Genomic DNA, 22,437 nt, shown 5'->3' on the forward strand with positions numbered 1-22,437 from the left:
GAAAAGCACGCATTACGACCCCCGATCGTGACGCGCCGTGCTCAACGCGTCACGCGTGAGTACGGATCCTTCGAGGATCCGTGAAATCCGTGCGTCGATCAACCCCGATCGGGTGGTCCTGCATTCACGATTCGATCACGGGAGCGGGGGTGCCGTGTGCTCGTCGGCGGACAGCTGCTCGTCGGAGAGGTCGAAGTCGACCATCGCGTACTCGCGCAGCTTGGTGAGCCGGTGGTACCCGTCGATCATGCGCACGGTGCCCGACTTCGAGCGCATCACGATCGACTGCGTGGTGCAGCCGCCCGCGCGGTAGTGCACGCCGCGCAGCAGGTCGCCGTCGGTGATGCCGGTCGCGCAGAAGAAGACGTTGTCGCCGCGGACCAGATCGTCCGTCGTGAGCACCCGTTCGAGGTCGTGACCTGCGGCGATGGCCTTCTCGCGCTCCTCGTCGTCGCGTGGCCACAATCGGCCCTGCATCGCGCCGCCCATGCACTTCATGGCAGCGGCGGTGATGATCCCCTCGGGGGTGCCGCCGACGCCGTAGAGCAGGTCGACACCGGTGTTGGGCCGGGCCGCGGAGATCGCGCCGGCGACGTCGCCGTCGGAGATGAAGTGGATCCGGGCGCCGGTGCGGCGGATCTCCTTCACCAGGTCGTCGTGCCGCGGCCGGTCGAGCACGCAGACGGTGACGTCGGTGACGTCGAGGTGCTTCGCCGCGGCGATCCGGCGGATGTTCTCCGCGACCGGCACGGTGATGTCGATGACGTCGGCGGCTTCCGGACCGACGGCAAGCTTCTCCATGTAGAAGACGGCCGACGGGTCGAACATCGCGCCGCGCTCGGCGACCGCGAGCACCGCGACGGAGTTGGGCATGCCCTTCGCCATCAGAGTGGTGCCGTCGATCGGGTCGACGGCCACGTCGCACCACGGGCCCTCGCCGTTGCCGACCTCCTCGCCGTTGAACAGCATGGGCGCCTCGTCCTTCTCGCCCTCGCCGATCACGACGACCCCGCGCATCGACACGGTGTGGATGAGCTGGCGCATCGCGTCGACCGCCGCGCCGTCGCCGCCGTTCTTGTCGCCGCGCCCGACCCAGCGGCCCGCCGCCATCGCGGCCGCCTCGGTGACCCTGACCAGCTCCATCGCGAGGTTCCGATCGGGCGCCTCGCGGCGGCGTTCGCCTGGTCCGTTGCCGGTCGTGGTGGTCATCGATGGCCTCCTCGGCGTGCAGCGGGCGTGACCGATCGGGTCACGCCGGGATTGGCCTGATCCTGACAGATCGGACGGCGGCGGAGGATGCCTGAGACGATGGACACGTGAGTGGTCCGGATCCCGCCCCGCCGTCGAAGCCGTCCCGGTCGGCCATGTCGGTGCGCGACATGCTCGTCGCCATCGGTGTGCTCGTCCTGATCGTCGGCGGGCTCGCCGGTTTGGCGCGGGCGTGCACGTTCTCGCCCACCGGTCCGACGATCGACTCCAGCCGGCTGCCCGTCGTCGACGCGCCGGCCGAGCTGCGCAGGCTCGCGCCCGTCGTCGGGTTCCAGCTGCGGGTGCCGGCGCTGCCGGCCGGCTGGCGCGCGAACTCGAGCGGGCTCGACCGGGTCGAGAGCGGCGGCAAGGTCGTCAGGGTCGGCTTCCTCACCCCGGACGGCCGGTACCTGCGGTTGTTGCAGGCCGACACGACGGAGGAGGCGCTGCTCGCCGTCGAGACCGGGGCCGAGGCCGTGCCCGGCCAGGGTGTCGTCGACGTCGACGGGCAGCAGTGGGTGCGCTACGGCACGCGCTCGGAGGAACCGATCTGGATCACCGAGGTGGCCGGTGGGAGCAAGCCGATCCGGATGCTGATCACCGGCAGCGGCAACGAGGCGGAGTACCGCACCCTGGCCGCCGCTGCCGCGTCGGGCTCGCTGGCGGGCTGACGACCAAACCTCCCCACCGTTTTGGGCACATGCGCGCGTTTTCAGCGCGCATCCACCCAAAACGGTGGGGAAGTTCGGGCTACTCGGCGGCGTCGAGGACCTTCTGCACGCGTTCGCGGGCGCCGGCGAGCTGCTCCTCGCACCGGCGCGCGAGCGCCTCGCCCCGCTCCCACAGCGCCACCGACTCGTCGAGCGAGAGCCCGCCGGTCTCGAGCGCGCGCACCACCTCACCGAGCTCGTCGCGGGCCTGCTCGTAGCCGAGCCCGTCGACGGCGGGCCGTTCGGTCATGTCTTGCTCGCTTTCTTCTTCGTCCGAGGCGCAGGGTCCACCGTGGCGGTGACCGCGCCGTCGGCGACCCGGATCCGCAGGGTGTCACCCGGCGCGACCTCGTCGACGGACCGCAGGACGGGCAGCGTGTCGCCCGCGTCGGCCGGCACCCGCTGCACGATCGCGTAGCCGCGGGCCAGCGTCGCGGCCGGGCCGAGCGTCGCGAGCCGGGCCCGGACGTGCTCCAGGTCGGTGCTCCGCCGGTCCAGCCCGCGCAGGACGCTGCCACGTGCGGAGTCGCGCAGCCGCTCGACCTCGGCGGTGTGCGCGTCGAGCGTCCGCAGCGGGTCGGCGAGCACCGGACGCGCCCGCAGGGCCGTGAGCAGGCGTTGCTCGCGGTCGACCCAGCCGGCCAGGGCGCGCCGCGCCCGGTCTCGCAGGCCCGCGATGCGGGTGGTCTCCTCCGCGAGGTCCGGCACCAACCTGCGGCCGGCCTCGGTCGGCGTCGAGCAGCGGACGTCGGCGACGTGGTCGACGAGCGGCGTGTCCGGCTCGTGCCCGATCGCCGAGACGACCGGTGTGCGGCAGGCCGCGACCGCACGGCACAGCGTCTCGTCGGAGAACGGCAGCAGGTCCTCGACGCTGCCGCCGCCGCGGGCGAGCACGATGACGTCGACCTCGGGGTCGCGGTCGAGCACGCCGAGCGCGTCGACGATCTGTGCGACGGCCAGCCCGCCCTGCGTCGCGGTGTGCTCGATCCGGAACCGGACCGACGGCCAGCGCGCGGTCGCGTTCGAGACGACGTCGTGCTCCGCGGCCGACGCCCGCCCGGTGACCAGCCCGATGCAGCCGGGCAGGAACGGCAGGCGACGCTTGCGCGCGGGGTCGAAGAGCCCCTCGGCGGCGAGCAGCTTGCGCAGCCGCTCGATGCGCGCGAGCAGTTCACCGATGCCGACGGCCCTGATCTCGTCGACCCGCAGGCTCAACGTGCCCCGCCCGAGGAAGAACGACGGCTTGCCGTGCACGACGACCCGGTTGCCTTCGGCGACCGCGGGCCCGCCGTCGCGGATCAGCCCGACGGGGGCGGTGAGCTGCAGCGACACGTCGGCGGCGGGGTCGCGCAGCACGAGGAACGCCGTCCCGGTGCCGGGGCGGGCCGTCACCTGCGCGAGCTGGCCCTCGACCCACACCGCGCCGAGCCGGTCGACCCATTCGGCGATCTTCCGTGCAACCGTGCGGACCGGCCAGGGCTGCTCCGGCGACGTCGCGGGAGGGGTGGTCACTCCTCCGTGACCGTGGTGATCCGGTTGGTCAGCATCGTGACGTACGGGGCGCGGTTCTCGTGCGACGTCTCCCAGACCAACAGCGCGCGCAGGTCGTCGAGGCTGAGGTGGCGCAGCCGGCCGCGCAGCTGCGGGATGGTGAGCTCGGCGTAGCCGGGCAGCGCGTTGGGCCCGCCGGCGTCGACGTCGCCCGTGGGGACCGGCGTGGGAATCGGCGCAGGTGCGGGGGTCGGGGTGGGGCGCAGCTCCGTCACGGCGGGGTAGCCGTTGCGCTGCGGCTCGTCCACCTCGTCGTCGAACGTCGCCCACGCCGGCTTCTCCTCGGCGGGGCGCAGCGTGCCCAGCGCGCGGTCGCCCTTGATGGCCAGCTCGGTGACCTTCTGCTGCACGCGCATCGAGGCCTGCAGCGCCTGGCTGACCGCGGTGACCGGCAGCTCGACGACCATCCTCGGCAGGTCCCTGGCCTGTTCCACGGCGGTGGCGACCAGGCCTGCGGCGATCCGTACAGGCAGCGGCAGGGGCTTCATGCAGCACAGTCTCCCCTGTTCCGAGGCCGGTGGCAGCCCCGGGTGGCCCCGACTTCCCCACCGTTTTGCCAACCTGCACACCCTCGGGCCCATGTAGGTAGGCAAAACGGTGGGGAAGTTCGGCGGGTCACGTCCGGAAGCCCGTTCGGAGGGGCGCCCGTAGGCTGGAGGCATGACCGCACCGAGCAGCAAGCGAGTACTGCTGGCCGCCCCGCGCGGGTACTGCGCCGGCGTCGACCGCGCCGTGGAGGCCGTCGAGCGCGCGCTGGAGCAGCACGGCGCACCGGTCTACGTGCGCAAGCAGATCGTGCACAACGTGCACGTCGTCGAAACGCTCGAGGCCCGCGGCGCGATCTTCGTCGACGAGACCGACGAGGTGCCGGAGGGCGCGCTCGTCGTGTTCTCGGCCCACGGCGTCTCACCGGCGGTGCGCGACCAGGCCAAGGAGCGCCAGCTCCGCACGATCGACGCCACGTGCCCGCTGGTCACCAAGGTCCACCACGAAGCCAAGCGGTTCGCCCGCGAGGACTACGACATCCTGCTCGTCGGCCACCAGGGCCACGAGGAGGTCGAAGGCACGGCAGGCGAGGCGCCGCAGCACGTCCAGCTGGTGGATTCGGTCGCCGACGTCGCCAACGTGACGGTCCGCGACCCCGAGAAGGTCATCTGGCTCTCGCAGACGACGCTGTCGGTCGACGAGACCATGGAGACGGTCCGCGCGCTGCGCGAGCGGTTCCCGGCGCTGCAGAACCCGCCGAGCGACGACATCTGCTACGCCACGCAGAATCGCCAGGTGGCCGTCAAGACGATGGCGCCGCAGTGCGACCTCGTGCTGGTCGTCGGCTCGCGCAACTCGTCGAACTCGGTGCGGCTCGTCGAGGTCGCGCTGCAAGCCGGCGCCGGCGCGTCCTACCTGATCGACTTCGCCCGCGAGATCGACGAGAGCTGGCTCGAAGGCGTCACGACGGTCGGTGTCACGAGCGGGGCGTCCGTGCCGGAGGTGCTGGTCCGCGGCGTGCTCGACTTCCTCGCCGAGCGCGGGTGGGCGCCGGAGTCGGTCGAGGAGGTCACGACCGCCGAGGAGACGCTGGTCTTCTCCTTGCCGCGCGAGCTCCGTCCTCCTCGTCGCGAGCAGGAGACCGCTTCCGGGAGCTGACCTCCCGCTCCGCCCGTTCAGACCGATCAGGGCGTTCCCGCTCTGTCGGCTCGCTGCCCAGGCGCTGCAGCAGCATCCGCACCGAACCGATCAGGACGACGGCTCCGGTGGTCCACGCCATCGTCGGGAACGCGTTGACCAGCGGCGCGCCGATCACCAGCAGCCGCTCGGCCACCCCGGCGCCCGGTTTGGGCGTGCCGGCGAGCAGCACGACGATCGGCACCGCGACGGCCAGGAGCAGCGGTGGCTGCACCATCGGCCCGAAGATCGCCGCGCGGCGCACCCACGCGACGGCGAGCACACAGCCCGCGACGTAGCAAATGGTGAAGACGAGCCCGAGCGTCCCGATGCGGGCGATGTCGGCGAAAACCCCCAACAGGGTGAATCCGGCGCCGATTCCGATGGCGACGAGCGGCGCGACACCGGGCACCGTCGGCAGCAGCGAGCGCTCGGCGACGGGGATGCCGCCGCCACCCGGCTTGCCCCGCTGCGCCCCGCGCCCGCGCTCGCTCATCCCGTCACGGTAGCCCGCGACCCGGGTTCGGGCTGATCAGGCCGGGGGATCTGGTGCAAAGCGATCAAGGAATCGTCCGCGGAAGCCACCAGTTCCGGGGCGGAGAGCGTGCGTGCGCCGCGCTCGACCTGAGCCGGCGCGGTCAGCTCCTCGTCGGCCACCTGCAGCTCCGTCAGCTTCCGCGCGCTGACGAGCACCCGCGCCTCCAGCGACGAGACCGTGCGGTTGTAGCTGTCGACGGCGGCGTCGAGCCCACGCCCGAGCTTCGCGAAGTGCGTGCCCATCGTGGCGAGCCGGCCGTGCAGCTCCTTGCCCAGCTGGTGCACCTGCGCGGCGTTGCGCGCGAGCGCCTCCTGCCGCCAGCTGTACGCGACGGTGCGCAGCAGCGCGATCAGCGTCGACGGCGTCGCGATCACGACGTTCTGCGCGAACGCGTGCTCCATCAGCGACGGGTCGGACTGCAGCGCCGCCTCCAGGAACGGGTCGCCCGGCACGAACAGCACGACGAACTCCGGCGACGGCGTGAACACCTCCCAGTACGACTTCGCCGAGAGCGAGTCGACGTGCTGACGCAGCTGGCGCGCGTGTGCGGCGAGCCGCTCGGTGTGGTGCGCGGAGTCCCTGCTCTCGACGGCCTCCAGGTATGCCGCGAACGGCACCTTCGCGTCGACGACGATCTGCTTGCCACCGGCCAGGTGCACCACCATGTCGGGGCGCACGCCGCCGTCCTCGCCCTGGCCCGTGACCTGCGTCGAGAAGTCGCAGTGCTCGACCATCCCGGCGAGCTGGACGATCCGTTCGAGCTGCAGCTCGCCCCACCGCCCGCGCACCTGCGGCGCACGCAGGGCGTTGACCAGCTGCTTCGTCTCGGTCTGGAGCTGCTCCGAGCTGAGCTTCATCGCGCTGACCTGCTCGCGCAGCCCTGCGTAGGCCGATTCGCGCTCCTTCTCCACGGTGCGCAGCTGGCCCTCGACCCGCGCCAGCGTGGCCGCGACGGGGTCGAGGAGCTTGCCCAACGCCTGCGCCCGCTCGGTCGAGTCGCCTTCCGCCTTCGCGTGCAGCGCGGCCGTCGCCTCCTTGATCCGGCCCTCCGCCAGCGCGACGAACTGCTCGTTGTTGCGCGCGAGCGCGTCGGCCGAGAGGGCCTGGAACGCCTGCTTCAGCTCGGCGTCGCGGCTGGTCAGGAGCGCCTCGCGGTGCACCGACGCCTCACGTTCGCTGCGCAGCGCCGCCGCGGCCGCGGCTGCCTCCGACTCGGCCCTGCGCAGCCGCTCGACCGCGTTGCTGTGCGCCTCGCTGAGCGCGTCGAGCCGCTCCAGCAGGCCGGTCCGCTCGGCCCGCACCCCGGCGGCGTCGGAGCGCAGCATGGCCGAGGCCTCCGCGGCGGCGCGCGCCGCATCGGATGCCGCGGCCCGCGCCCGTGACGACGCGAGCACCCATGTGACACCCGCGCCGAGCGCCAGCCCGACGGCGAGCCCGATCAGAAGTACGGAGACGGCGGCGGTGTCCACGAGATCAAGCGTGCAACGCAACCCGTCCGGATCGGAGGCAGGCGCGCCGCGTCGGAAGCCGCGTTGCGCCAAACGGTCGAACGCATGGTCGAGCGGTCCCGTCGACAACGACGTCTTGGCTGAATGTGAGCGCTAACAACGACCAGAACGTCGTTGTCGACGGTTATGCGGCTTCGAGCGCCAGCAGCTTGTGCTTGATGTCGGTGCCCCAGCGGAAGCCGCCGATCGACCCGTCGGTGCGCAGCACGCGGTGGCACGGGACGAAGAGCGCGGCCGCGTTCTTCGCGCAGACCGCCGCGGCGGCCCGGACGGCGCTCGGCCGGCCGGCCTTCGCCGCGAACTCGGCGTAGCTCACCGGCGCGCCGGCCGGGACCGACCGCAGCACCTCCCAGGCGTGCTCGCGGAACGCGCCGGAACGCTGCCGCACCGGGACGTCGTCGACCGCGGAGAGGTGGCCGTCGTGGTAGCGGACGATCGCGGCGCCGATGCTGCCGAGATCGCCTTCCGCGAGGTCGGCCGGCTGCAGGGTGGGGTGGATCAGCGGGAGCAGCTCGTCGAGCCGCGCCGTCCAGCCGGAGGCGAGCACGTGCTCCTCGGCGTCGACGACCGCGGTGAACGGGCCGATCGGGGTCGCTACGGTCGACCAGGTTGCGGTGTTCATGACGTCCTCCAGAGGTGCGTGGCAGCGTACGAGCGCCACGGCTTCCAGTTCTCGGCGCGTGCGGTCAGGGTGTCGATCTCGGACGGCAGCCCGAGCGCGGCTGCGCCGCGGCGGACCCCGAGGTCGGTCGCGAGCAGCTCATCGGGGTCGCCGAGCACACGCATGGCCAGGTAGCCGGCGGTCCAGGGGCCGATGCCGGGCAGCGCGACGAGCTCCGCGCGCAGGTCGGCGGGGTCGCGGCCGGCGTCGAGCACGAGCCCGCCGCCGGCGATCTCCTCCGCGATCCGCAGCACGGTCGCGATCCGCGTCGCGGGGCCGGTCAGTACTTCCGCGCCGCGCGCGGCGATCGTCTCCGCGGTGGGGAAGAGCAGGTCGGGGCCGTCGGTGAGGGCCGGCGGGAGGCGCTCGCCGAGCGCGGCGGCGAGCCGGGCGCCGGCCGTCCGCGCGGCGGCTACGGACACCTGCTGGCCGAGTACCGCCCGCAGCGCCGTTTCGGTGCCGTCGACGGTGCCGGGCAACCGGATACCCGGCACGGCCGCGACGCACGGCGCGAACGCCGGGTCGGTGCCGAGCAGGTCGTCGATCGCGACGGGGTCGGCGTCGAGGTCCAGCAGCCGGCGCAGCCGCGCGACCGCGGGGCCGAGGTCGCGCGGATCGCCGAGGCGCAGTGTCGCGCCGACGTAGCCGGCGAGCGGCGTGAGCGTCACGGTCGCGGCGCCGTGCGGGAGCCGCAACGTGCGGCGGTACTCGTGCTCGGTGACGGTCTCGACGCCGTCGAGCGCGCGGGCGGCGAAGAACGCGAGCAGCCCCGCGGCGTCGAACGGCGGCCGGTACGGCAGCCGCAGCACCAGTGTGCCGGCCACGGCGGGAACGGTGCCCCGACGCCGTCCCGACTCGGTGCGCAGCGTCGTCGGTGGCACCCCGTACACCTCGCGCACGGTGTCGTTGAACTGCCGCACGCTGGCGAAACCCGCCGCGAACGCGATGTCGGCCATCCCGAGCGGCGTCGTCTCGATCAGCAGGCGCGCGGTGTGCGCCCGATGTGCGCGGGCGAGCGCGAGCGGGCCGGCGCCCAGCTCGGCGGTCAGGACCCGGTTGAGGTGCCGTTCGGAGTAGCCGAGCCGGGCCGCCAAACCGGTGACGCCGTCGCGCTCGACGACGCCGTCGGTGATGAGTCGCATGGCGCGGGCGGCGATGTCGGCGCGCGTGTTCCAGTCGGGCGAGCCGGGGACGGCGTCGGGCAGGCAGCGCCGGCAGGCCCGGTAGCCGCGCTGCTGCGCGGCGCCCGCCGTGGGGAGGAACTCGACGTTGGCGCGCTTCGGGGTGGTCGCGGGGCAGGACGGGCGGCAGTAGATCCCCGTCGTGCGGACGGCGGTGATGAAGTGGCCGTCGAAGCGCGCGTCACGCGAGGCGACGGCGCGGTAGCAGCGTTCCTGGTCGAGCAGCACAACAACGACACTGCCACGGCCCGGTACCCCGCACTGGCGGGAATCGGACGCGGATGCTCGCGGGTCTGACTATGTGCCTTCGCAGATCAGGCCGCGGAGCCGGCCGTCCTCGCAGGCCTGGCGGATCTGCTTGCGCAGCTGGCGTGAGGTGCGGTCGTTGTCGCCCTCCTCGTCGGCCTCCGGCTCGGCCTGGTCGACCAGCGCCTGGACCCGCTTGCGGGCCGGCGCGATGGCCTCAGCGGCGAGCTGCTTCCCGCTGACCGGGGGACCGGTGACGATCGGGGCGGGCGCGGCCTGCTCCGGGAGCGGCTGCGAGTCGAACGCGGGGACCGAGACGGGCGGGGCGGCCTCGACGCCCGGCAGGCTCACCGCAGTGACCGTGCCAGCGACGAACATGGCGAACACGGTGGCGGTGAGGACGAGCCGAGAGGGGTACCGCAAGGAGAATCACCTTCCGACGGCTGGTCTTTTCGGGCCGGCCGAGACGCGCTCGGACCAACGCGATCGGGTGAACATCACTGTAGAGGGGGCCGATCGGCGGGGTTCGGCTGGCATGTCGAAATCGGCTGCACCGCTCCGAGGTACGCGTGAAAAGTCACCGACCAGAGGGAGCTGACCACCGTGAACGCACTCGAATCCGACGTGCAGGCAGTGCTCGACCAGCGTGTCGAGAGCGGCACCGAGCGCGGTCTGCAGGCCGCCGTCTACCGCGACGGGCAGCTCGTGGTCGATGCCGTCGCGGGCATCGCGGACGTGACGACGGGCCGTCCCGTCACGTCCGACACCCCGTTCTTCGCAACCTCGACCGGCAAGGGGGTCACCGCGACCGTCGTGCACGTGCTCGTCGAGCGCGGCGCCCTCGGCTACGACACCCGGATCGCGGACCTGTGGCCGGAGTTCGCGGCCAACGGCAAGGGCACCGCGACCGTTGCCGACGCGCTCACGCACCGCGTCGGCGTTCCGGGCCTGCCCGTCGAGCTGACACCCGACGCGTTCCTCGACTGGGACGCGATGTGCGCGCTGATCGCCGGCGCGAAGCCGTGGTGGCAACCGGGCACCCGCACCGGCTACCACGCGCAGACGTTCGGCTGGATCATCGGCGAGATCGTCCGCCGGGCGACCGGACGGCGGATCTCAGAGGTGCTGCGTGACGAGGTCGCCGGCCCGCTCGGGGTGGCGGACGAGCTGTTCTTCGGCGTGCCCGCGGAGCACGTCGGGCGGCTGGCGCGGCTCGAGGAGCAGCCTGCGCCCGAGGGGGAGGTCGAGGAAATCTCGTTCGGCGAGCCCGCCGACGCGCACGACGGCTGGGTCTGGGCACCGCCCGCGTGCATGCCGACCGCCGAGTACGGCAACCGCGCTGACATCATGCGGACCGACGTTCCCGCAGGTGCGACGATGACCGCCCGCGCGGTGGCCCGCATGTATGCAGCGCTCATGCACGATGTCGACAGCGTGCGGCTGATCTCTCCTGCCCGGCTGGAGGCGGCGACCGAGGTGATCGTCGAGGGGCACGACGAGATCTTCGGGATGCCGGTGCGACGTGCGCTCGGTTACGCCCGCGACGGGCTAGGCGTCGACGAGGGGTCGCAGACGGTGTTCGGCATGGCCGGCAGCGGCGGCTGCGCCGCGTACGCCGACCTGGCCACGGGCGTCTCCATCGCGCTCATGAAGAACGTCAACACCTACGGCGACTTCAGCGTCTACGACGAGGTCGTGCGCACGGTCGCCAAGCACCTGCGCTAGCGCCGGATCTCCCCACCGTTTTGGGTGGATGCGCGCTCCGCGGGCGCGCAAGTGCCCAAAACGGTGGGGAACTTGCGGTGCTGGCGCAGCACCAGCGCCCCGATGACCAGCACGACGAGCACGATCGGCACCCACGCCGCGTGCGTGACGACGACGGGCCCGAGCTGGTTGCCCAGCAGCACGATCACCGCCGCCCATGCCGTCCCCGAGAGCACGAGGATCGGCCCGACGACGCGGTACGGCACGCCCGCGCCGCCCGCGACCCTCGGCATGATCGGTCGGGCGGCTGCCGCCCAGTGCCCGATCGCGACCAGCCCCGCCGTGCCGGCGGCACCTCGGCCGGCCAGCCAGTTCCTGGCGCCGGCCGGCCCGCTGCGCAGTGGCCCGACCCCCGTCCGGCCCCGCCACCAGCCGAAATGCGCGCCGGCGACCGTGGCGGCCGCCGCGACGACGATCGCCGGGACGACCGCCGTCCCCGCGACGTGCACCCAGATCCCGAGCCCGACCAGCAGCGTCGTGCCCGGCAGCGCCAAGCCGAAGACGGTGCCGCTCTCGATCGCCAGCAACCCGCCCGCGATCGCGAGCACCATGTGCGCGGGCCAGCCGGCCGCGGTGTCGAGCAGCGCCGTCAGCACGAGCGCGGGCTCCGGCAGATGAGCACCCGCGACGGCGGAACGTTGCGCCACACCGGAGACGTCGCCACGACCTGCGTGAACGTTGCGTCCAGCACGGATCGGAACTCCTTGACCCGTGCCGGCAGCGCGGTCAGCGTCGAGATGGTGGCGAACGCGCCGTTCGCGCCGAGCGCCGCGGCGATCTGCGCGAGCAGCCGCTGCTGGGTCGCCCGCGGCATCAGCGTCCACGGCAGCGACGAGACGACGGCGTCCACCGGCCCGACACCTGCGCTGCGGAGCAGCTCGCCGAGGTCGGCGGCGTCGCCGTGCAGCACCTCCAGCCACGGCATCGTGGTGCCCAGATGCGCGACGAGCTCGGCGTCGATCTCGACCGCGACGTAGCGCGACCCCGGTGCCAGCCGCGCCCTGATGGCGGGCGAGATCGCGCCCGTGCCGGCGCCGAGCTCGACGACGGTGCTCGCCGTCCCGACCGGCACGACACGGGCGATCGCCGCGGCGAGCGGCGCCCCCGTCGGCGCGGGCGCTCCGACGGCGGCGGGACTGCGCAGCACGCTGCGCAGGAACGCGCGGTGCTCTCCGATTGCCATGACGAGGAGAATTCCGCCTGGCGGGGGAGCGGACCAGCGGGATGATCCGGATTTCGCCTAGGGGTAACCCCCTGGTCGCCCGGGGTCGGTACCTCCTCGGCACCGGCCGGCTGATCGGTCAGACTGGAGCCTGTGAGCAGCGTGGACGAGGAGCGGTGGGGCCGGAGGTGGGCCCTGTCGGGCCGCCGGCTGCTCAGCGCGCTCGTCGACGTGCCCGGCGCCTTGGTCCGCCTCGTGGGTCTCTTCGGCGTGCTGGCGCTCGCGCTGGTCAACCGGCGTGCGCTGCCGGCGGCCGCCTCGACGCTGCGGGTCGTGCGCTGGTTCGCCGACAAGCATCGCGGGCGGGCCGGCCAGATCCTCGGTGTCGGGGTGCATTCGGCGTACATCGCGGCGCCCGGCCCCACCCGGCAGGACCTGAAGGCCTGCCTCCGCGACCCGCAGACGGGCCGCGACGCGGCCTGGCTCGCGGCGTTCACGATCAGCGGCGTCGGCGTCGGCGCGCTGCTCATGATGGCCGTCCCGTTGCTGCTCAGCCCCGTGTCGGGCGGGCCGTCCCTGCTGGTCTGGCTGTTCAGCGTGGTCGGGCTGGTCTGGGGGGTTCCGCTGGCCACGCGCAGCTACGCGCTGGTGGCCCGCTCGCTGCTCGGCCCGCCCGCCCCGCCGGAGCTGCTGGCGCCCACGGCGAGCACGACGTACGGCGTGACCGTCCGCAGCCGGTGGCTCTCCGCGGCCGCCCGCCTGGTCGGCGCCATCTCGACGGCGGCGGTGGCGCTCGTGCTGCTGCTCGCGCTGCTCTGCGGGCTCGTGCTCACGCCGGTGCTCGGGCTGGGGATCCCGGTGGTCAGCGGCGCGCTCGACGCGATCCGCTCGCTCGCCGACCTGCACCGCAAGGAGGCGGGCCAGGTTCTCGGCACGGACATCCCCAGCCACTACTCCTCGACGCCGGGGTGGAAGCTCCGCGACGTCCGCGCCTGCCTCGGCGACCGGCAGACCTACCGCGACGCGCTGTGGCTCGCCGGGCACGCCGCGCTCGGCGCCGTCGCGGTCAGCATCACGTTCGGACTGCTCGAAGTCGTCGGCAACATGCTCGACAAGACCAACCCGTTCCTCTCGACCCTGATGCTGCCGGTGCTGGTCATCGCCGCGGTCTTCGCGTGGATGGTCCCGTGGACGGTGCACCTGTTCGCGGTGCTCGCCCGCGCGCTGCTGGCGCCGCCGCACGCGTCGCTGACCAAGCGCGTGGAGCAGCTCACCGAATCGCGCGCCGCGACCGTCGACGCGCAGGCCGCCGAGCTGCGCCGCATCGAGCGCGACCTGCACGACGGCGCGCAGGCCCGGCTGGCCGCCGTCGGGATGACGCTCGGGCTCGCGTCGCAGACGCTGCGCACCGACCCCGACCGGGCCGCCGAGCTGCTGGAGGAGGCGCGCGCCGACGCCGGGAAGGCGCTCGCCGAGCTGCGCGACCTCGTGCGCGGCATCCACCCGCCCGTGCTCGCCGACCGCGGCCTCGCCGGCGGACTCGAAGCCGTCGCGCTGCTCTGCCCGGTCCCGGTGGCCGTCTCGGTGACGCTGCCGGGGCGGCCGGAGGCGCCCGTCGAGTCGGCGATGTACTTCGCGGCCGCGGAGGCGCTGGCCAACGTCGGCAAGCACGCGTCGGCGACCAGCGGCTGGCTGCGCGCCTCCTACGAGGCCGGGGTGTTGCGGGTCGTCGTCGGTGACGACGGGTGCGGCGGCGCCGACGCGCGGCGCGGCACCGGCCTGCGCGGGATCGAGCGCAGGCTCGCCGCTTTTGATGGAACGCTGCGACTCGACTCGCCACCGGGCGGGCCGACCGAGATCACGATGGAGCTGCCGTGCCTGATGACCTCGACCACCAACGGCTCAGGGTCGTCATCGCCGAAGACCACGTCCTCCTCAGGGACGGCCTGATCCGGCTGCTGGAGGCCAACCGGTTCGCCGTCGTGGAGGCCGTCGACAACGGCCCGTCGCTGCGCGAGGCGCTGCTGCGGCACCGCCCCGACGTCGCCGTCGTCGACGTGCGGCTGCCGCCGACGTTCACCGATGAAGGGCTCGTCGCCGCGGTCGGCGCGCGCAAGGAGATCCCCGGCCTCCCGGTGCTGGTGCTCTCGCAGTACGTCGAGCAGCTCTACGCGCGTGAGCTGCTCGCCGACCAGGCGGGCGGGGTCGGCTACCTGCTCAAGGACCGGGTCGGCAACGTCGAGGAGTTCGTCGGCTCGGTCCGGCGGGTCGCCGCCGGCGGCACCGCGATGGACGCCGAGGTGATCGGGCAGCTGCTCGGGCGACGCGCCGACCCGATCTCGCGGCTCACCGCGCGCGAGCGGGAGGTGCTGGAACTGATCGCGCAGGGCCGCTCCAACACGGCCGTCGCGGCGGCGCTCTTCGTCTCCGAGAAGGCCGTCGGCAACCACATCAGCAGCATCTTCGCGAAGCTCGACCTGCCCGTCTCCGGCGACGACAACCGCCGGGTGCGGGCTGTTCTCACGTACCTGCAGGCCGTCGGGTAGGGCACGACTACCCTGGTTGTTCGTGTCTCTCACCCTCGGCATCGTCGGCCTGCCCAACGTGGGCAAGTCGACGCTGTTCAACGCGCTGACCCGCAACGACGTGCTCGCCGCCAACTACCCGTTCGCGACGATCGAGCCCAACGTCGGCGTGGTGCCGCTGCCCGATCCGCGGCTGGCCGAGCTGGCCAAGATCCATGCGTCCGCGAAGATCGTCCCGGCCGTCGTGTCGTTCGTCGACATCGCCGGGATCGTGAAGGGTGCCTCCGAGGGGGCAGGGCTCGGCAACAAGTTCCTCGCCAACATCCGCGAGTCCGACGCGATCTGCCAGGTCGTGCGCGTGTTCGACGACCCCGACGTCGTGCACGTCGACGGCCGGATCGACGCCGCGGGCGACATCGAGACGATCTCCACCGAGCTGATCCTCGCCGACCTGCAGACCCTGGAGAAGGCGGTGCCGCGCCTGACCAAGGAGGCGCGGATGCAGAAGGACCGCCGCCCGGTGCTGGAGGCGGCCGAGGCGGCCGTCGCCGTGCTCGACTCCGGCCGCACCCTCTTCTCCGCGGGCGTCGACCGGGAGCCGCTGCGCGAGCTGTCCCTGCTGACGACCAAGCCGTTCCTCTACGTCTTCAACGCCGACGAGGGCGTGCTCGCCGACGAGGCGCGGCGCAAGGAGCTGACCGAGCTCGTCGCCCCCGCCGACGCCGTCTTCCTCGACGCGAAGGTCGAATCGGAGCTGCTCGAGCTGGACGACGAATCGGCCCGCGAGCTGCTGGAATCCATCGGTCAGGAGGAGCCCGGCCTCAACGCCCTGGCGCGCGCCGGCTTCCACACCCTCGGCCTGCAGACCTACCTTACGGCAGGCCCCAAGGAGGCCCGCGCCTGGACGATCCGGCGCGGCGCCACCGCACCCCAGGCCGCGGGCGTGATCCACACCGACTTCGAGCGCGGTTTCATCAAGGCCGAGATCGTGTCCTACACCGACCTGGTCGAGGCGGGGTCGATGGCTGCGGCCAAGGCGGCGGGGAAGGTGCGGATGGAGGGCAAGGACTACGTCATGGCCGACGGGGACGTGGTGGAGTTCCGGTTCAACGTCTGATTCGATCTGAGCGTAGGTAGCGCCTGACTCTGCATGGTCTCGCAGCATCCGCTGGTCGGCGTCCGGCGGGGATGCGATCGTGGCGTGGTGGATGTCGTTGTCCAGTGGGTGCGGACGTCGTGGACCGTGCGTTCGCGCAGCGGGAGTGCGGCAAGCAGGCGTAACGGTCTGCCTGTGGCGTTCCCGCTGCCGGGCACGATCGCGCCGCTGGTGCACGAGGTGTGGATGCGGGAATGGGAGGACGACTTCGCGCCCACGTTCTCTACGCGGTTCGAGCGGCCGAAGAAGGACACCGTGCTGTTGCGGGACGATGGGGACGTTGTGCGTGTCATGCTCGTCCCCGATCAGACGCCGGGCGTCATCACCCGCCGCCCGCCGGGTGTTCGGCTCCACGCTGGTGAGCGGCTCAGGTGGCAGATCACCTATCGCCACAAGGCTCTCTTCGGGCCGAGCCAGTGGTGGTACCGGCTCGACACCCTGAATCTCGCCGTCGGGTCAGTGGGTGATGTCGACGCGTTCCTCGCGCCGCCGACCAGCTTCGTCGACGAACGTCACCAGCTCGTCCGCTACGACCGCGTGTGAACCGGTGTCCGGCGCGTGGGTCGTGTGATGGCGCGTCTGGTGGAGCCCTCGGCTCGACGTCTGGCGATGTCGGTGGCCGACATACGAGCATCTCTGTCCTCGTGGGTGGTTCTCGACCGATCAAATGCTCATACAGGAGTATGATTTCGCGTATGAGTGCGGATCGGGTCACGGTGTCGCTGCCTGCCGAGGTGCGCATTGCCGCGCAGCGAGTAGCGCAGGAGGCCGGTGTTCCGTTTTCTGCCGTGGTCACCGAGGCGCTGGAGACGTGGGTTCGTGGGCGCTTGATCGATGCGTGGCTGGTGGAGTACCAGGTCGAGCACGGTGAGTTCGACGAGGCTGAGCTGCGCGAGATCGCCACCGAGGCCGGGGTGGCCTACATTCCGCCGAGCACGTCGCGCACAGTCGCATGAGGATGGTGCTGGACGCCGGAGCGTTGATCGGGATCGACCGGTCGGATCGACGTGTAGCCGGCCTGATCGCCCTTGGTCGAAGGACTGGGGCGGACCTGGTGACGATGGCACCCGTGGTGGCTCAGGCCTGGCGGGACGGTGCGCGCCAGGTACATCTGGCTCGCGCCTTGGCCATGATCGATGTCGTTCCGATGGGTCTGGATGTCGCGCGATCGGCCGGTGAACTGCTCAAGGTGGCCGGCGGCTCGGATGTTGTCGACGCATCGGTCGCCCTGCTCGCCCGCCCGGGTGACCAGATTCTGACCAGCGACCCGGGCGACCTCGACATGCTCGTGAAGGCGCGGCCGGTCGCTGTGGCGGTCGTACGAGTCTGACGAGACGCTTGCCGTGTTGGTCTGCGCAGAGCTTGGTCGACTCCCGCTCGTGAGGCCGAGCTGTACGTTTCGTTGGCAGGTGGTGTCGTGACTCCGATGACGGATGGCCCATGGCGTCAGCGGTTCCCCCGGCTGTACGGCGTTCATGAGGTCGGGTACGCCGCAGCCCGCGTGCGGTACACGGTCGAGCATGCGCCTGACGCGCTCGTGACCCGGCTGCACCTGGTCGCGGTGACCGGTGATGGTCGCGTGCTGGTGTGTCGAAGCGTCGAGGGCTGGCGGTTCCTGCCCGGGGGCACGCGTGAGCCCGGTGAGTCATTGGCCGGCCTCGCTCAGCGGGAGTTGCGTGAGGAGGCGGGTGCGGTCTTGCTGGACGAGCCACGGTTGTTCTCGGCCTTCGCCGTCGAGAGCGCCCGCGAGCGGCCGTACCTGCCGCACCAGCCGCACCCGCGGACGTGGTGGGCCTTCGGCGTGGCGCGGGTCGTCCTCGACGGATCGCCGACGAACCCGGTCGACGGCGAGAGCGTGGTCGAGGTGCTCGCCCTTCCGCCCGAAGAGGCGGCTGCGTGGCTCGAAGAACGTCGAGAGGTTGAAGACGACGTGCACGCCGACGTCGTGCGGCATGCGGTCGCGCTCGGTCTCGTTCCCTGACCGCTGCGCCGCTACCGTCGGCCTGACGCCCTCGACCTCGGTATCGACGACGTCGAATCGACGGTGGCGTGAGGTGTCCGGGGAGGGCAGGAAAGCCACTTTCCTGCCCTGTGGGGGCCTGAAAGTGGCTTTCCTGCCCTCGCCATGCGTGGCCGCGCCGACCGGCTCCATCCCGCGAGGTCAGTCGGGCAGGAGCGCCGTGCACTTGATCTCGGCGGACAGTCCCGGCATGGCCAAGGCGGCCACGCCGATGGCGGTCCAGGTCGGCAGCTGATCGAGGTTCGTGAAGTACCGGTCCTTCACCTTGATGAAGAGCTGCAGGTCTTGCATGTCCGTGTGGTACGTGATCATGTCCACGACGTCGTCGAACGTCGCTCCAGCTGCGCTCAGGACCTTCTCGACGTTCTCGAACGCCTGGGCGAACTGCGCTTCCTTGTCCTCGATGACGTTCAGCTGTTCGTCGCGCCCCAGCTGGCCGGCCATGAAGAGGAGTGGGCCGGCCTTCACACCCGGCGCATACCGGAACCGCTCATGCACTTCTTTCATGCTCTCGGGGACGACGGTCTCTCGTCTGGCCATGTGCCTGTTCACCCTTTCGGCCGCGCGGTCGGCCCGCACGGCGCCGGAAAGCTAGCAACGGCCGTGGGGGTCGACCAACAGGTTTTCGGAGTCCCCACTCCGGTGCTCGAAGTGCCAGGTTGGGCCGACCGGCGGGTGTTCGCCGCACGCGTCCGGGAGTAGAACGGTCCGACCCCACCGGAGGAGGACCGGCATGCGCAGCATCGTGCACTTCGAGATCCCGGCCGACGACGTCGCACGGGCGAAGGCCTTCTACGGCGAGCTCTTCGGTTGGCAGCTGAGCGACATGCCCGGCATGGACTACACGATCGTCCAGACGACCGAGACCGACGAGACGTCCCAGCTGCCCCGCACGCCGGGCGCGATCAACGGCGGGCTGATGCCGCGCACGGCCGAGACGCCGGCGCCGGTGCTGACGGTCGACGTCGAGTCGGTCGCGGACTCGTTGAAGGAGATCGAGGCCGCCGGCGGCAGCATCGTCCGCCCGCGCACGGAGATCCCCGGCATGGGCGCGTTCGCTTACTTCAAGGATCCCGACGGCAACGTGCTCGGGCTGTGGGAGAACCTCTGACGGCTCACGTCAGCAGCCGCTCCAAGCGGTCCAGGGAGCGCCGTGCCTCCCGGCGCACGCCGATCGGCACCAGCGCCGGCCGGCCGGGCACCCGCACCCCGCCGGTGAGCGCGACCAGCGTGCCGCCGCCCGGTGCCCCGGCCGCGGCCATCCCGACCAGCAGGAATCGGCTCTGCAGCCAGCACGAGCCCGGTCGGAGCACGCCGTCGAAGCGGGCCCGCATGCCGTAGCGGCTGCGGACGTGCGCCACCAGCCGGTCGCCGGAACGCTGCGCGACGTGCAGGTGCCGCATGTCGGGCTGGATCTCGCCGAACGTCCCCTCCAGGTCAGTCAGCAGCCCCCATACCTCCTCGAACGGCGCGGCGATCACCCGCTCTGTGACGGCGGCGCCGGCGATCATCGCGGCCAGCACCCGCAGCCGCTGCACGGCGTCGAGCTCGGCCCGTGGCCAGTGTTCGTTCACGACTTCCATGCCTTTCGAAAGCTGTCGCGCGCCCGGTGCAGGCGCGACTTGACGGTGCCTGCAGGCAGGTCGAGCAGGGCTGCGGCGGACCGCTCGTCCATCCCCTCGACGTCGCGGAGCACGAGCACGGCCCGGTGTTCCGGGGAGAGGCGCGCGAGCACGTCCTCGATGTCGGTGGCCAGCTGCGGGTCGCCGGGCGCGGGCAGGTCGGCGAGCTCGGCCGGTGCCGACCGGGACTCCCGCCGCGCGATCCGCACCGCCTCCCGCACGGCGATGGCCCGCACCCAGCCGTACAGCGCGCCCGGCTCGCGCAGCGTGCGCAGGGCGCGGAAGACCGCGACGAGTGCTTCCTGCGTTGCGTCCTGCCCGCTGTCCAGCGCGATCGGGCCGCAGATCCGGCCGACGTAGGGCGCCAGCAGGTCGAGCAGGTCGTTCATCGCCAGCACGTCGCCGCGTTGCGCCGCCTCGACGAGCAGGACGGCCCCGTCATCGACCACGGAGGAACCCCGACATCAACGTGGTGACCCGCTCGGCGCAGTCGACGGTGAGCGCATGCCCGCAGCCGTCGAGGACGTGCACCTCCGCTTCCGGCAGCAGCGCACCGAACCGGCTCGCCTGCGCCACGGGAAGCACTTGGTCCTGCGCGCCCCAGATCACCTGCACCGGCAGCCGGACGCGCCCGAGCGCGGCCTCGGTGATGCTCCAGTCGAGCCCGCGTTCGAGCTCGTACGTGGCCCGCATGTTGGCGGGGACGGTGCCCGGCACCCACATCGCATCGACGACCTCCTCGGTGACGCGGTCCGGGTTGGCAAAGTAGGTGCTGCGCAACCCCGCCGCCAGCGACGCGCGGTCGGCGCCGAGATTGGTGATCAGCTCGCCGAGCACGGGCGGCTTCATCAGCTCCCAGAGCAGCGGGTCGCGCTCGTCCAGCCCCGACGGTGCGAGCAGCAGGAGCCGGTCGACGCGTTCCGGACGGCGCTGGGCGAAGGCGAGCGCGAACCCGCCGCTCCAGGAGTTCCCGGCCAGCGCCGCCCGCGGCACCCCGACGGCGTCGAGGAACGTCCCGATCGCGGTCGTCATCCCGTCGAGGTCGTAGCGGAACGGCAGGTCGTGCAGCGTCGTGCGGCCGTTGCCCGGCAGGTCCACGGCGAAGACGGTGTGGTCGCGTGCCAGCTCCGCCACCTGCTCGCGCCACGCGAACGTCGACGAAGCGCCGGGTGCGAGCAGGACAACGGGCGTGCCCGTCCCCGCGGTGACGTAGTGGAACCGCGCGAGCGGGGTGTCGACGAACCGCGATCCCGGCTCCAATGCCTGCGCGGGCGCCGCCGCGGGCCGGTAGCCGTACGCGCCGAAGAGCAGGACGGCGATCAGCGCCAACGGCGTGCCCACCGCGGCGGCGCGCCGCCATGGCCGCCGAACCGGCACGGTCGAGACGCACAGCAGGCCGAGCACCACGCAGAGCGGCGTGTAGAGGAGCAGGTTGAGCCAGAAGAACGCGCTCCCCGGTTCGACGCCGACGCCGAACACCCAGACGGCACCCGCGAGCGCTCGGATCAGCAGGCCGGTGGCGACCATGAGCGTCCCGGCCCGCAGCAGCCGGTGGCCCGTGACCGCGCTGAAGTGCACGACCGCGGCCGCCACCAGCAGCGTGGCGGCGAGCGGCAGCACGATCCGCGGGGCGAACGACACCGGGGTGCCCAGCACCGCCATGGACAGCGTCCGCTCATCGGGTGCGGGCCACCTCGCCCCGGTCGACCAGTAGAGGTGCAGCAGGGCGTCGAGCACGAGCACGACCGCGACGGGACGGGCGCGGCGAACCCTCGACGGATCGGCGAGAGGCGGGGCGGGTGTTGTGGTCACGTCCAAGAAGAGGAGGGTCGCTGCCGAAAGGTTCCGGCCGCCCCGCGACTACCTCGCCACGAACCCCCCGAGCACGGCCTGCACCTCGTAGACGTCGACGGAGCGGCCGAACTGCTTCTTGATCGGTGCGGTCGTCCCGGCGACCCAAATCCGCAGCTCGGCGTCGAGGTCGAACGGGCTGGCGGCCTCGACGCCGAACGAGGTGATGCTCCGGTAGGGCAGCGACCGGTACTCGATCCGCGTCCCCGCGATGCCCTGCCGTTCGACGAGGATCAGCCGGCTGTCGGTGAACAGCAGCGCGTCCCGCCCGATCTGGTACGCCGCGCGCACCTCTTCACCGCGCAGGAGCAGTTGCGCATATTGGTGGAATGCCGTCTGCGGGTCGATCCGCGCGGAATTGCCGATGATCCCGTCGAGTATTCCCATTGCGTACTCCAAGCGCTCAGATCAGCACGAGGGTATCCGCGCGACGGACCGGCGACGTGACCGACTGGTCGGGCCTTTTTCCTGCGGGAAAGGACAGAGAACCAATGTTGAACCAACCCGGTTGAGGGTTGCATGCCGGAATGGAGTCGAAGTAGATCACCCGTCGCCGCGGCGGCGCGCGATGGTGGCGGCCAGCGAGCGCAGGTGTGCCCCGCGGTCGCCCAGCTCCAGCACGGTGCGCCGATGCCCGGTGGGGTCGATCCGGTAGGTCGGGAAGGCGAGGCGGATCGAGACGTGCACGACCTGGCAGTGGTGCATGATCGCCGCGGCCAGCTCGTCCCTCAATGGGCGTAGTGGAGGCTCGACGTCGAGGTCGAGCAGCCAGGCGTGCAGCCGGTGGAACTCGCCCGCGACCCGGCCGCCTGCGCGCGCGAGCTGCGCGTCGGGCTCGTGGTCGGCGCCGCACGCCGTGAGCACGGCCTCCGCCGCGCCCTGCAGCTCGCAGGCCTGCTTCGCGATCGTGTCGAGCGTGATCAGGTCGAACGCGTGCACGTCGACGGGACAGCCTCGACGGCTTGGCCGCCACACCCGGATCCGCACCACGACGTGCCCCCTGTGACCCCGCACACAGAAACCACGATCGTA

At 72.1% G+C, this 22,437-nt stretch carries 28 protein-coding genes; 11 read left to right on the forward strand and 17 right to left on the reverse strand.

All coding sequences use genetic code 11. From position 1 onward, the window contains the following. Nucleotides 1-135: 135 nt before the first annotated feature. The gene (gene glpX / locus LL648_RS28245; protein ID WP_232665785.1) at nucleotides 136-1,209 is read right to left on the reverse strand and encodes a class II fructose-bisphosphatase; all 1,074 of its coding nucleotides are present in this window, start codon (nucleotides 1,207-1,209) and stop codon (nucleotides 136-138) included. Between the two features lie 107 nt (nucleotides 1,210-1,316). Here glpX and LL648_RS28250 point away from each other — a divergent pair, with 107 nt between their 5' ends. Beyond that, complete coding sequence (locus LL648_RS28250) at nucleotides 1,317-1,919, forward strand: DUF4245 domain-containing protein (RefSeq protein WP_232665786.1); 603 nt, start codon at nucleotides 1,317-1,319, stop codon at nucleotides 1,917-1,919. Between the two features lie 79 nt (nucleotides 1,920-1,998). Here LL648_RS28250 and LL648_RS28255 read toward each other — a convergent pair whose 3' ends face one another. Genes LL648_RS28255 through LL648_RS28265 form a run of 3 tightly spaced genes read right to left on the reverse strand, consistent with a single transcriptional unit; the run spans nucleotide 1,999 to nucleotide 3,997 of the window. Continuing rightward, the gene (locus LL648_RS28255) at nucleotides 1,999-2,208 is read right to left on the reverse strand and encodes an exodeoxyribonuclease VII small subunit (protein ID WP_232665787.1); all 210 of its coding nucleotides are present in this window, start codon (nucleotides 2,206-2,208) and stop codon (nucleotides 1,999-2,001) included. Continuing rightward, the gene (gene xseA / locus LL648_RS28260) at nucleotides 2,205-3,470 is read right to left on the reverse strand and encodes an exodeoxyribonuclease VII large subunit (RefSeq protein WP_232665788.1); all 1,266 of its coding nucleotides are present in this window, start codon (nucleotides 3,468-3,470) and stop codon (nucleotides 2,205-2,207) included. The genes LL648_RS28255 and xseA overlap by 4 nt, the downstream gene beginning before the upstream one ends. Beyond that, nucleotides 3,467-3,997, reverse strand: a complete 531-nt coding sequence (locus LL648_RS28265) for a lipid droplet-associated protein (RefSeq protein WP_232665789.1) — start codon at nucleotides 3,995-3,997, stop codon at nucleotides 3,467-3,469. The genes xseA and LL648_RS28265 overlap by 4 nt, the downstream gene beginning before the upstream one ends. A gap of 172 nt (nucleotides 3,998-4,169) precedes the next feature. On the opposite strand from LL648_RS28265, the gene LL648_RS28270 reads away from it, so the two are divergent. Beyond that, nucleotides 4,170-5,153, forward strand: coding sequence for a 4-hydroxy-3-methylbut-2-enyl diphosphate reductase (locus tag LL648_RS28270; protein WP_232665790.1), 984 nt, complete (start codon nucleotides 4,170-4,172; stop codon nucleotides 5,151-5,153). On the opposite strand, the gene LL648_RS28275 is transcribed toward LL648_RS28270, so the two are convergent. The 5 genes from LL648_RS28275 to LL648_RS28295 all read right to left on the reverse strand — a co-directional run bounded on the left by LL648_RS28275 (nucleotide 5,065) and on the right by LL648_RS28295 (nucleotide 9,728). After that, a complete protein-coding gene (locus tag LL648_RS28275) occupies nucleotides 5,065-5,667 on the reverse strand; it encodes a DUF6542 domain-containing protein (protein WP_232665791.1) in 603 nt (200 codons plus the stop codon). The genes LL648_RS28270 and LL648_RS28275 overlap by 89 nt on opposite strands. Continuing rightward, on the reverse strand, nucleotides 5,664-7,178 hold the full coding sequence (locus tag LL648_RS28280; RefSeq protein ID WP_232665792.1) for a DNA recombination protein RmuC: 1,515 nt from the start codon (nucleotides 7,176-7,178) through the stop codon (nucleotides 5,664-5,666). Before LL648_RS28280 ends, LL648_RS28275 begins: the two co-directional genes overlap by 4 nt. 163 nt (nucleotides 7,179-7,341) lie before the next feature. After that, entirely contained in the window at nucleotides 7,342-7,839 is a 498-nt protein-coding gene (locus LL648_RS28285) for a methylated-DNA--[protein]-cysteine S-methyltransferase (RefSeq protein WP_232665793.1), read from the reverse strand. After that, complete coding sequence (locus LL648_RS28290) at nucleotides 7,836-9,287, reverse strand: DNA-3-methyladenine glycosylase 2 family protein (protein WP_232665794.1); 1,452 nt, start codon at nucleotides 9,285-9,287, stop codon at nucleotides 7,836-7,838. Before LL648_RS28290 ends, LL648_RS28285 begins: the two co-directional genes overlap by 4 nt. Before the next feature lie 69 nt (nucleotides 9,288-9,356). Continuing rightward, nucleotides 9,357-9,728, reverse strand: a complete 372-nt coding sequence (locus LL648_RS28295; protein ID WP_232665795.1) for a hypothetical protein — start codon at nucleotides 9,726-9,728, stop codon at nucleotides 9,357-9,359. A 180-nt stretch (nucleotides 9,729-9,908) separates the two neighbouring features. On the opposite strand from LL648_RS28295, the gene LL648_RS28300 reads away from it, so the two are divergent. After that, nucleotides 9,909-11,030 (forward strand): serine hydrolase domain-containing protein, encoded by a 1,122-nt coding sequence (locus LL648_RS28300; protein WP_232665796.1) that lies wholly within the window; start codon nucleotides 9,909-9,911, stop codon nucleotides 11,028-11,030. On the opposite strand, the gene LL648_RS28305 is transcribed toward LL648_RS28300, so the two are convergent. Together LL648_RS28305 and LL648_RS28310 are read right to left on the reverse strand one after the other, a co-directional pair. Beyond that, nucleotides 11,027-11,716 (reverse strand): hypothetical protein, encoded by a 690-nt coding sequence (locus LL648_RS28305; RefSeq protein ID WP_232665797.1) that lies wholly within the window; start codon nucleotides 11,714-11,716, stop codon nucleotides 11,027-11,029. The two genes, LL648_RS28300 and LL648_RS28305, sit on opposite strands and share 4 nt — an antisense overlap. Next, a complete protein-coding gene (locus LL648_RS28310; RefSeq protein WP_232665798.1) occupies nucleotides 11,659-12,252 on the reverse strand; it encodes a class I SAM-dependent methyltransferase in 594 nt (197 codons plus the stop codon). The genes LL648_RS28305 and LL648_RS28310 overlap by 58 nt, the downstream gene beginning before the upstream one ends. 132 nt (nucleotides 12,253-12,384) lie before the next feature. On the opposite strand from LL648_RS28310, the gene LL648_RS28315 reads away from it, so the two are divergent. The 7 genes from LL648_RS28315 (at nucleotide 12,385) to LL648_RS28345 (ending at nucleotide 17,893) form a co-directional block, all read left to right on the forward strand. Beyond that, nucleotides 12,385-14,181 carry a sensor histidine kinase gene (locus LL648_RS28315; RefSeq protein WP_232665799.1) on the forward strand — a complete coding sequence of 599 codons (1,797 nt, stop codon included), beginning with the start codon at nucleotides 12,385-12,387 and terminating at the stop codon, nucleotides 14,179-14,181. Continuing rightward, entirely contained in the window at nucleotides 14,106-14,777 is a 672-nt protein-coding gene (locus tag LL648_RS28320) for a LuxR C-terminal-related transcriptional regulator (RefSeq protein WP_232665800.1), read from the forward strand. Before LL648_RS28315 ends, LL648_RS28320 begins: the two co-directional genes overlap by 76 nt. 22 nt (nucleotides 14,778-14,799) lie before the next feature. Beyond that, nucleotides 14,800-15,873 carry a redox-regulated ATPase YchF gene (gene ychF / locus LL648_RS28325; protein WP_232665801.1) on the forward strand — a complete coding sequence of 358 codons (1,074 nt, stop codon included), beginning with the start codon at nucleotides 14,800-14,802 and terminating at the stop codon, nucleotides 15,871-15,873. Nucleotides 15,874-15,999: 126 nt separating this feature from the next. Beyond that, nucleotides 16,000-16,455, forward strand: coding sequence for a hypothetical protein (locus tag LL648_RS28330; RefSeq protein WP_232665802.1), 456 nt, complete (start codon nucleotides 16,000-16,002; stop codon nucleotides 16,453-16,455). Between the two features lie 152 nt (nucleotides 16,456-16,607). After that, nucleotides 16,608-16,868, forward strand: coding sequence for a hypothetical protein (locus tag LL648_RS28335; protein WP_232665803.1), 261 nt, complete (start codon nucleotides 16,608-16,610; stop codon nucleotides 16,866-16,868). Between the two features lie 2 nt (nucleotides 16,869-16,870). Further along, entirely contained in the window at nucleotides 16,871-17,242 is a 372-nt protein-coding gene (locus tag LL648_RS28340; protein WP_232665804.1) for a hypothetical protein, read from the forward strand. Between the two features lie 96 nt (nucleotides 17,243-17,338). Next, the gene (locus LL648_RS28345) at nucleotides 17,339-17,893 is read left to right on the forward strand and encodes an NUDIX domain-containing protein (RefSeq protein WP_232665805.1); all 555 of its coding nucleotides are present in this window, start codon (nucleotides 17,339-17,341) and stop codon (nucleotides 17,891-17,893) included. Nucleotides 17,894-18,073: 180 nt separating this feature from the next. On the opposite strand, the gene LL648_RS28350 is transcribed toward LL648_RS28345, so the two are convergent. Beyond that, a complete protein-coding gene (locus tag LL648_RS28350) occupies nucleotides 18,074-18,511 on the reverse strand; it encodes a RidA family protein (protein ID WP_232665806.1) in 438 nt (145 codons plus the stop codon). Between the two features lie 154 nt (nucleotides 18,512-18,665). Here LL648_RS28350 and LL648_RS28355 point away from each other — a divergent pair, with 154 nt between their 5' ends. Continuing rightward, on the forward strand, nucleotides 18,666-19,043 hold the full coding sequence (locus LL648_RS28355) for a VOC family protein (protein ID WP_232665807.1): 378 nt from the start codon (nucleotides 18,666-18,668) through the stop codon (nucleotides 19,041-19,043). 4 nt (nucleotides 19,044-19,047) lie between these two features. Here the strand turns inward: LL648_RS28355 and LL648_RS28360 are convergent, their stop codons facing one another. From LL648_RS28360 to LL648_RS28380, 5 genes are all read right to left on the reverse strand, one after another. Beyond that, a complete protein-coding gene (locus LL648_RS28360; RefSeq protein WP_232665808.1) occupies nucleotides 19,048-19,506 on the reverse strand; it encodes a hypothetical protein in 459 nt (152 codons plus the stop codon). Then, the gene (locus tag LL648_RS28365) at nucleotides 19,503-20,003 is read right to left on the reverse strand and encodes an RNA polymerase sigma factor (protein ID WP_232665809.1); all 501 of its coding nucleotides are present in this window, start codon (nucleotides 20,001-20,003) and stop codon (nucleotides 19,503-19,505) included. The genes LL648_RS28360 and LL648_RS28365 overlap by 4 nt, the downstream gene beginning before the upstream one ends. Continuing rightward, a complete protein-coding gene (locus LL648_RS28370) occupies nucleotides 19,993-21,366 on the reverse strand; it encodes an alpha/beta fold hydrolase (protein WP_232665810.1) in 1,374 nt (457 codons plus the stop codon). The genes LL648_RS28365 and LL648_RS28370 overlap by 11 nt, the downstream gene beginning before the upstream one ends. Before the next feature lie 48 nt (nucleotides 21,367-21,414). Then, nucleotides 21,415-21,792, reverse strand: a complete 378-nt coding sequence (locus LL648_RS28375; protein WP_232665811.1) for a PH domain-containing protein — start codon at nucleotides 21,790-21,792, stop codon at nucleotides 21,415-21,417. Between the two features lie 156 nt (nucleotides 21,793-21,948). Next, nucleotides 21,949-22,344, reverse strand: a complete 396-nt coding sequence (locus LL648_RS28380) for a hypothetical protein (RefSeq protein WP_232665812.1) — start codon at nucleotides 22,342-22,344, stop codon at nucleotides 21,949-21,951. Nucleotides 22,345-22,437: the final 93 nt, after the last annotated feature.

The organism is Pseudonocardia sp. TRM90224, assembly GCF_021245725.1.
Lineage (GTDB): Bacteria > Actinomycetota > Actinomycetes > Mycobacteriales > Pseudonocardiaceae > Pseudonocardia.

Coding starts and splice junctions, on each gene's coding strand:
- glpX (WP_232665785.1), bottom strand. CDS start 1,209: ATGACCACCACGACCGGCAACGGACCAGGCGAACGCCGCCGCGAGGCG.
- LL648_RS28255 (WP_232665787.1), bottom strand. CDS start 2,208: ATGACCGAACGGCCCGCCGTCGACGGGCTCGGCTACGAGCAGGCCCGC.
- LL648_RS28265 (WP_232665789.1), bottom strand. CDS start 3,997: ATGAAGCCCCTGCCGCTGCCTGTACGGATCGCCGCAGGCCTGGTCGCC.
- LL648_RS28270 (WP_232665790.1), top strand. CDS start 4,170: ATGACCGCACCGAGCAGCAAGCGAGTACTGCTGGCCGCCCCGCGCGGG.
- LL648_RS28275 (WP_232665791.1), bottom strand. CDS start 5,667: ATGAGCGAGCGCGGGCGCGGGGCGCAGCGGGGCAAGCCGGGTGGCGGC.
- LL648_RS28285 (WP_232665793.1), bottom strand. CDS start 7,839: ATGAACACCGCAACCTGGTCGACCGTAGCGACCCCGATCGGCCCGTTC.
- LL648_RS28310 (WP_232665798.1), bottom strand. CDS start 12,252: ATGGCAATCGGAGAGCACCGCGCGTTCCTGCGCAGCGTGCTGCGCAGT.
- LL648_RS28335 (WP_232665803.1), top strand. CDS start 16,608: ATGAGTGCGGATCGGGTCACGGTGTCGCTGCCTGCCGAGGTGCGCATT.
- LL648_RS28340 (WP_232665804.1), top strand. CDS start 16,871: ATGGTGCTGGACGCCGGAGCGTTGATCGGGATCGACCGGTCGGATCGA.
- LL648_RS28345 (WP_232665805.1), top strand. CDS start 17,339: ATGACGGATGGCCCATGGCGTCAGCGGTTCCCCCGGCTGTACGGCGTT.
- LL648_RS28355 (WP_232665807.1), top strand. CDS start 18,666: ATGCGCAGCATCGTGCACTTCGAGATCCCGGCCGACGACGTCGCACGG.
- LL648_RS28375 (WP_232665811.1), bottom strand. CDS start 21,792: ATGGGAATACTCGACGGGATCATCGGCAATTCCGCGCGGATCGACCCG.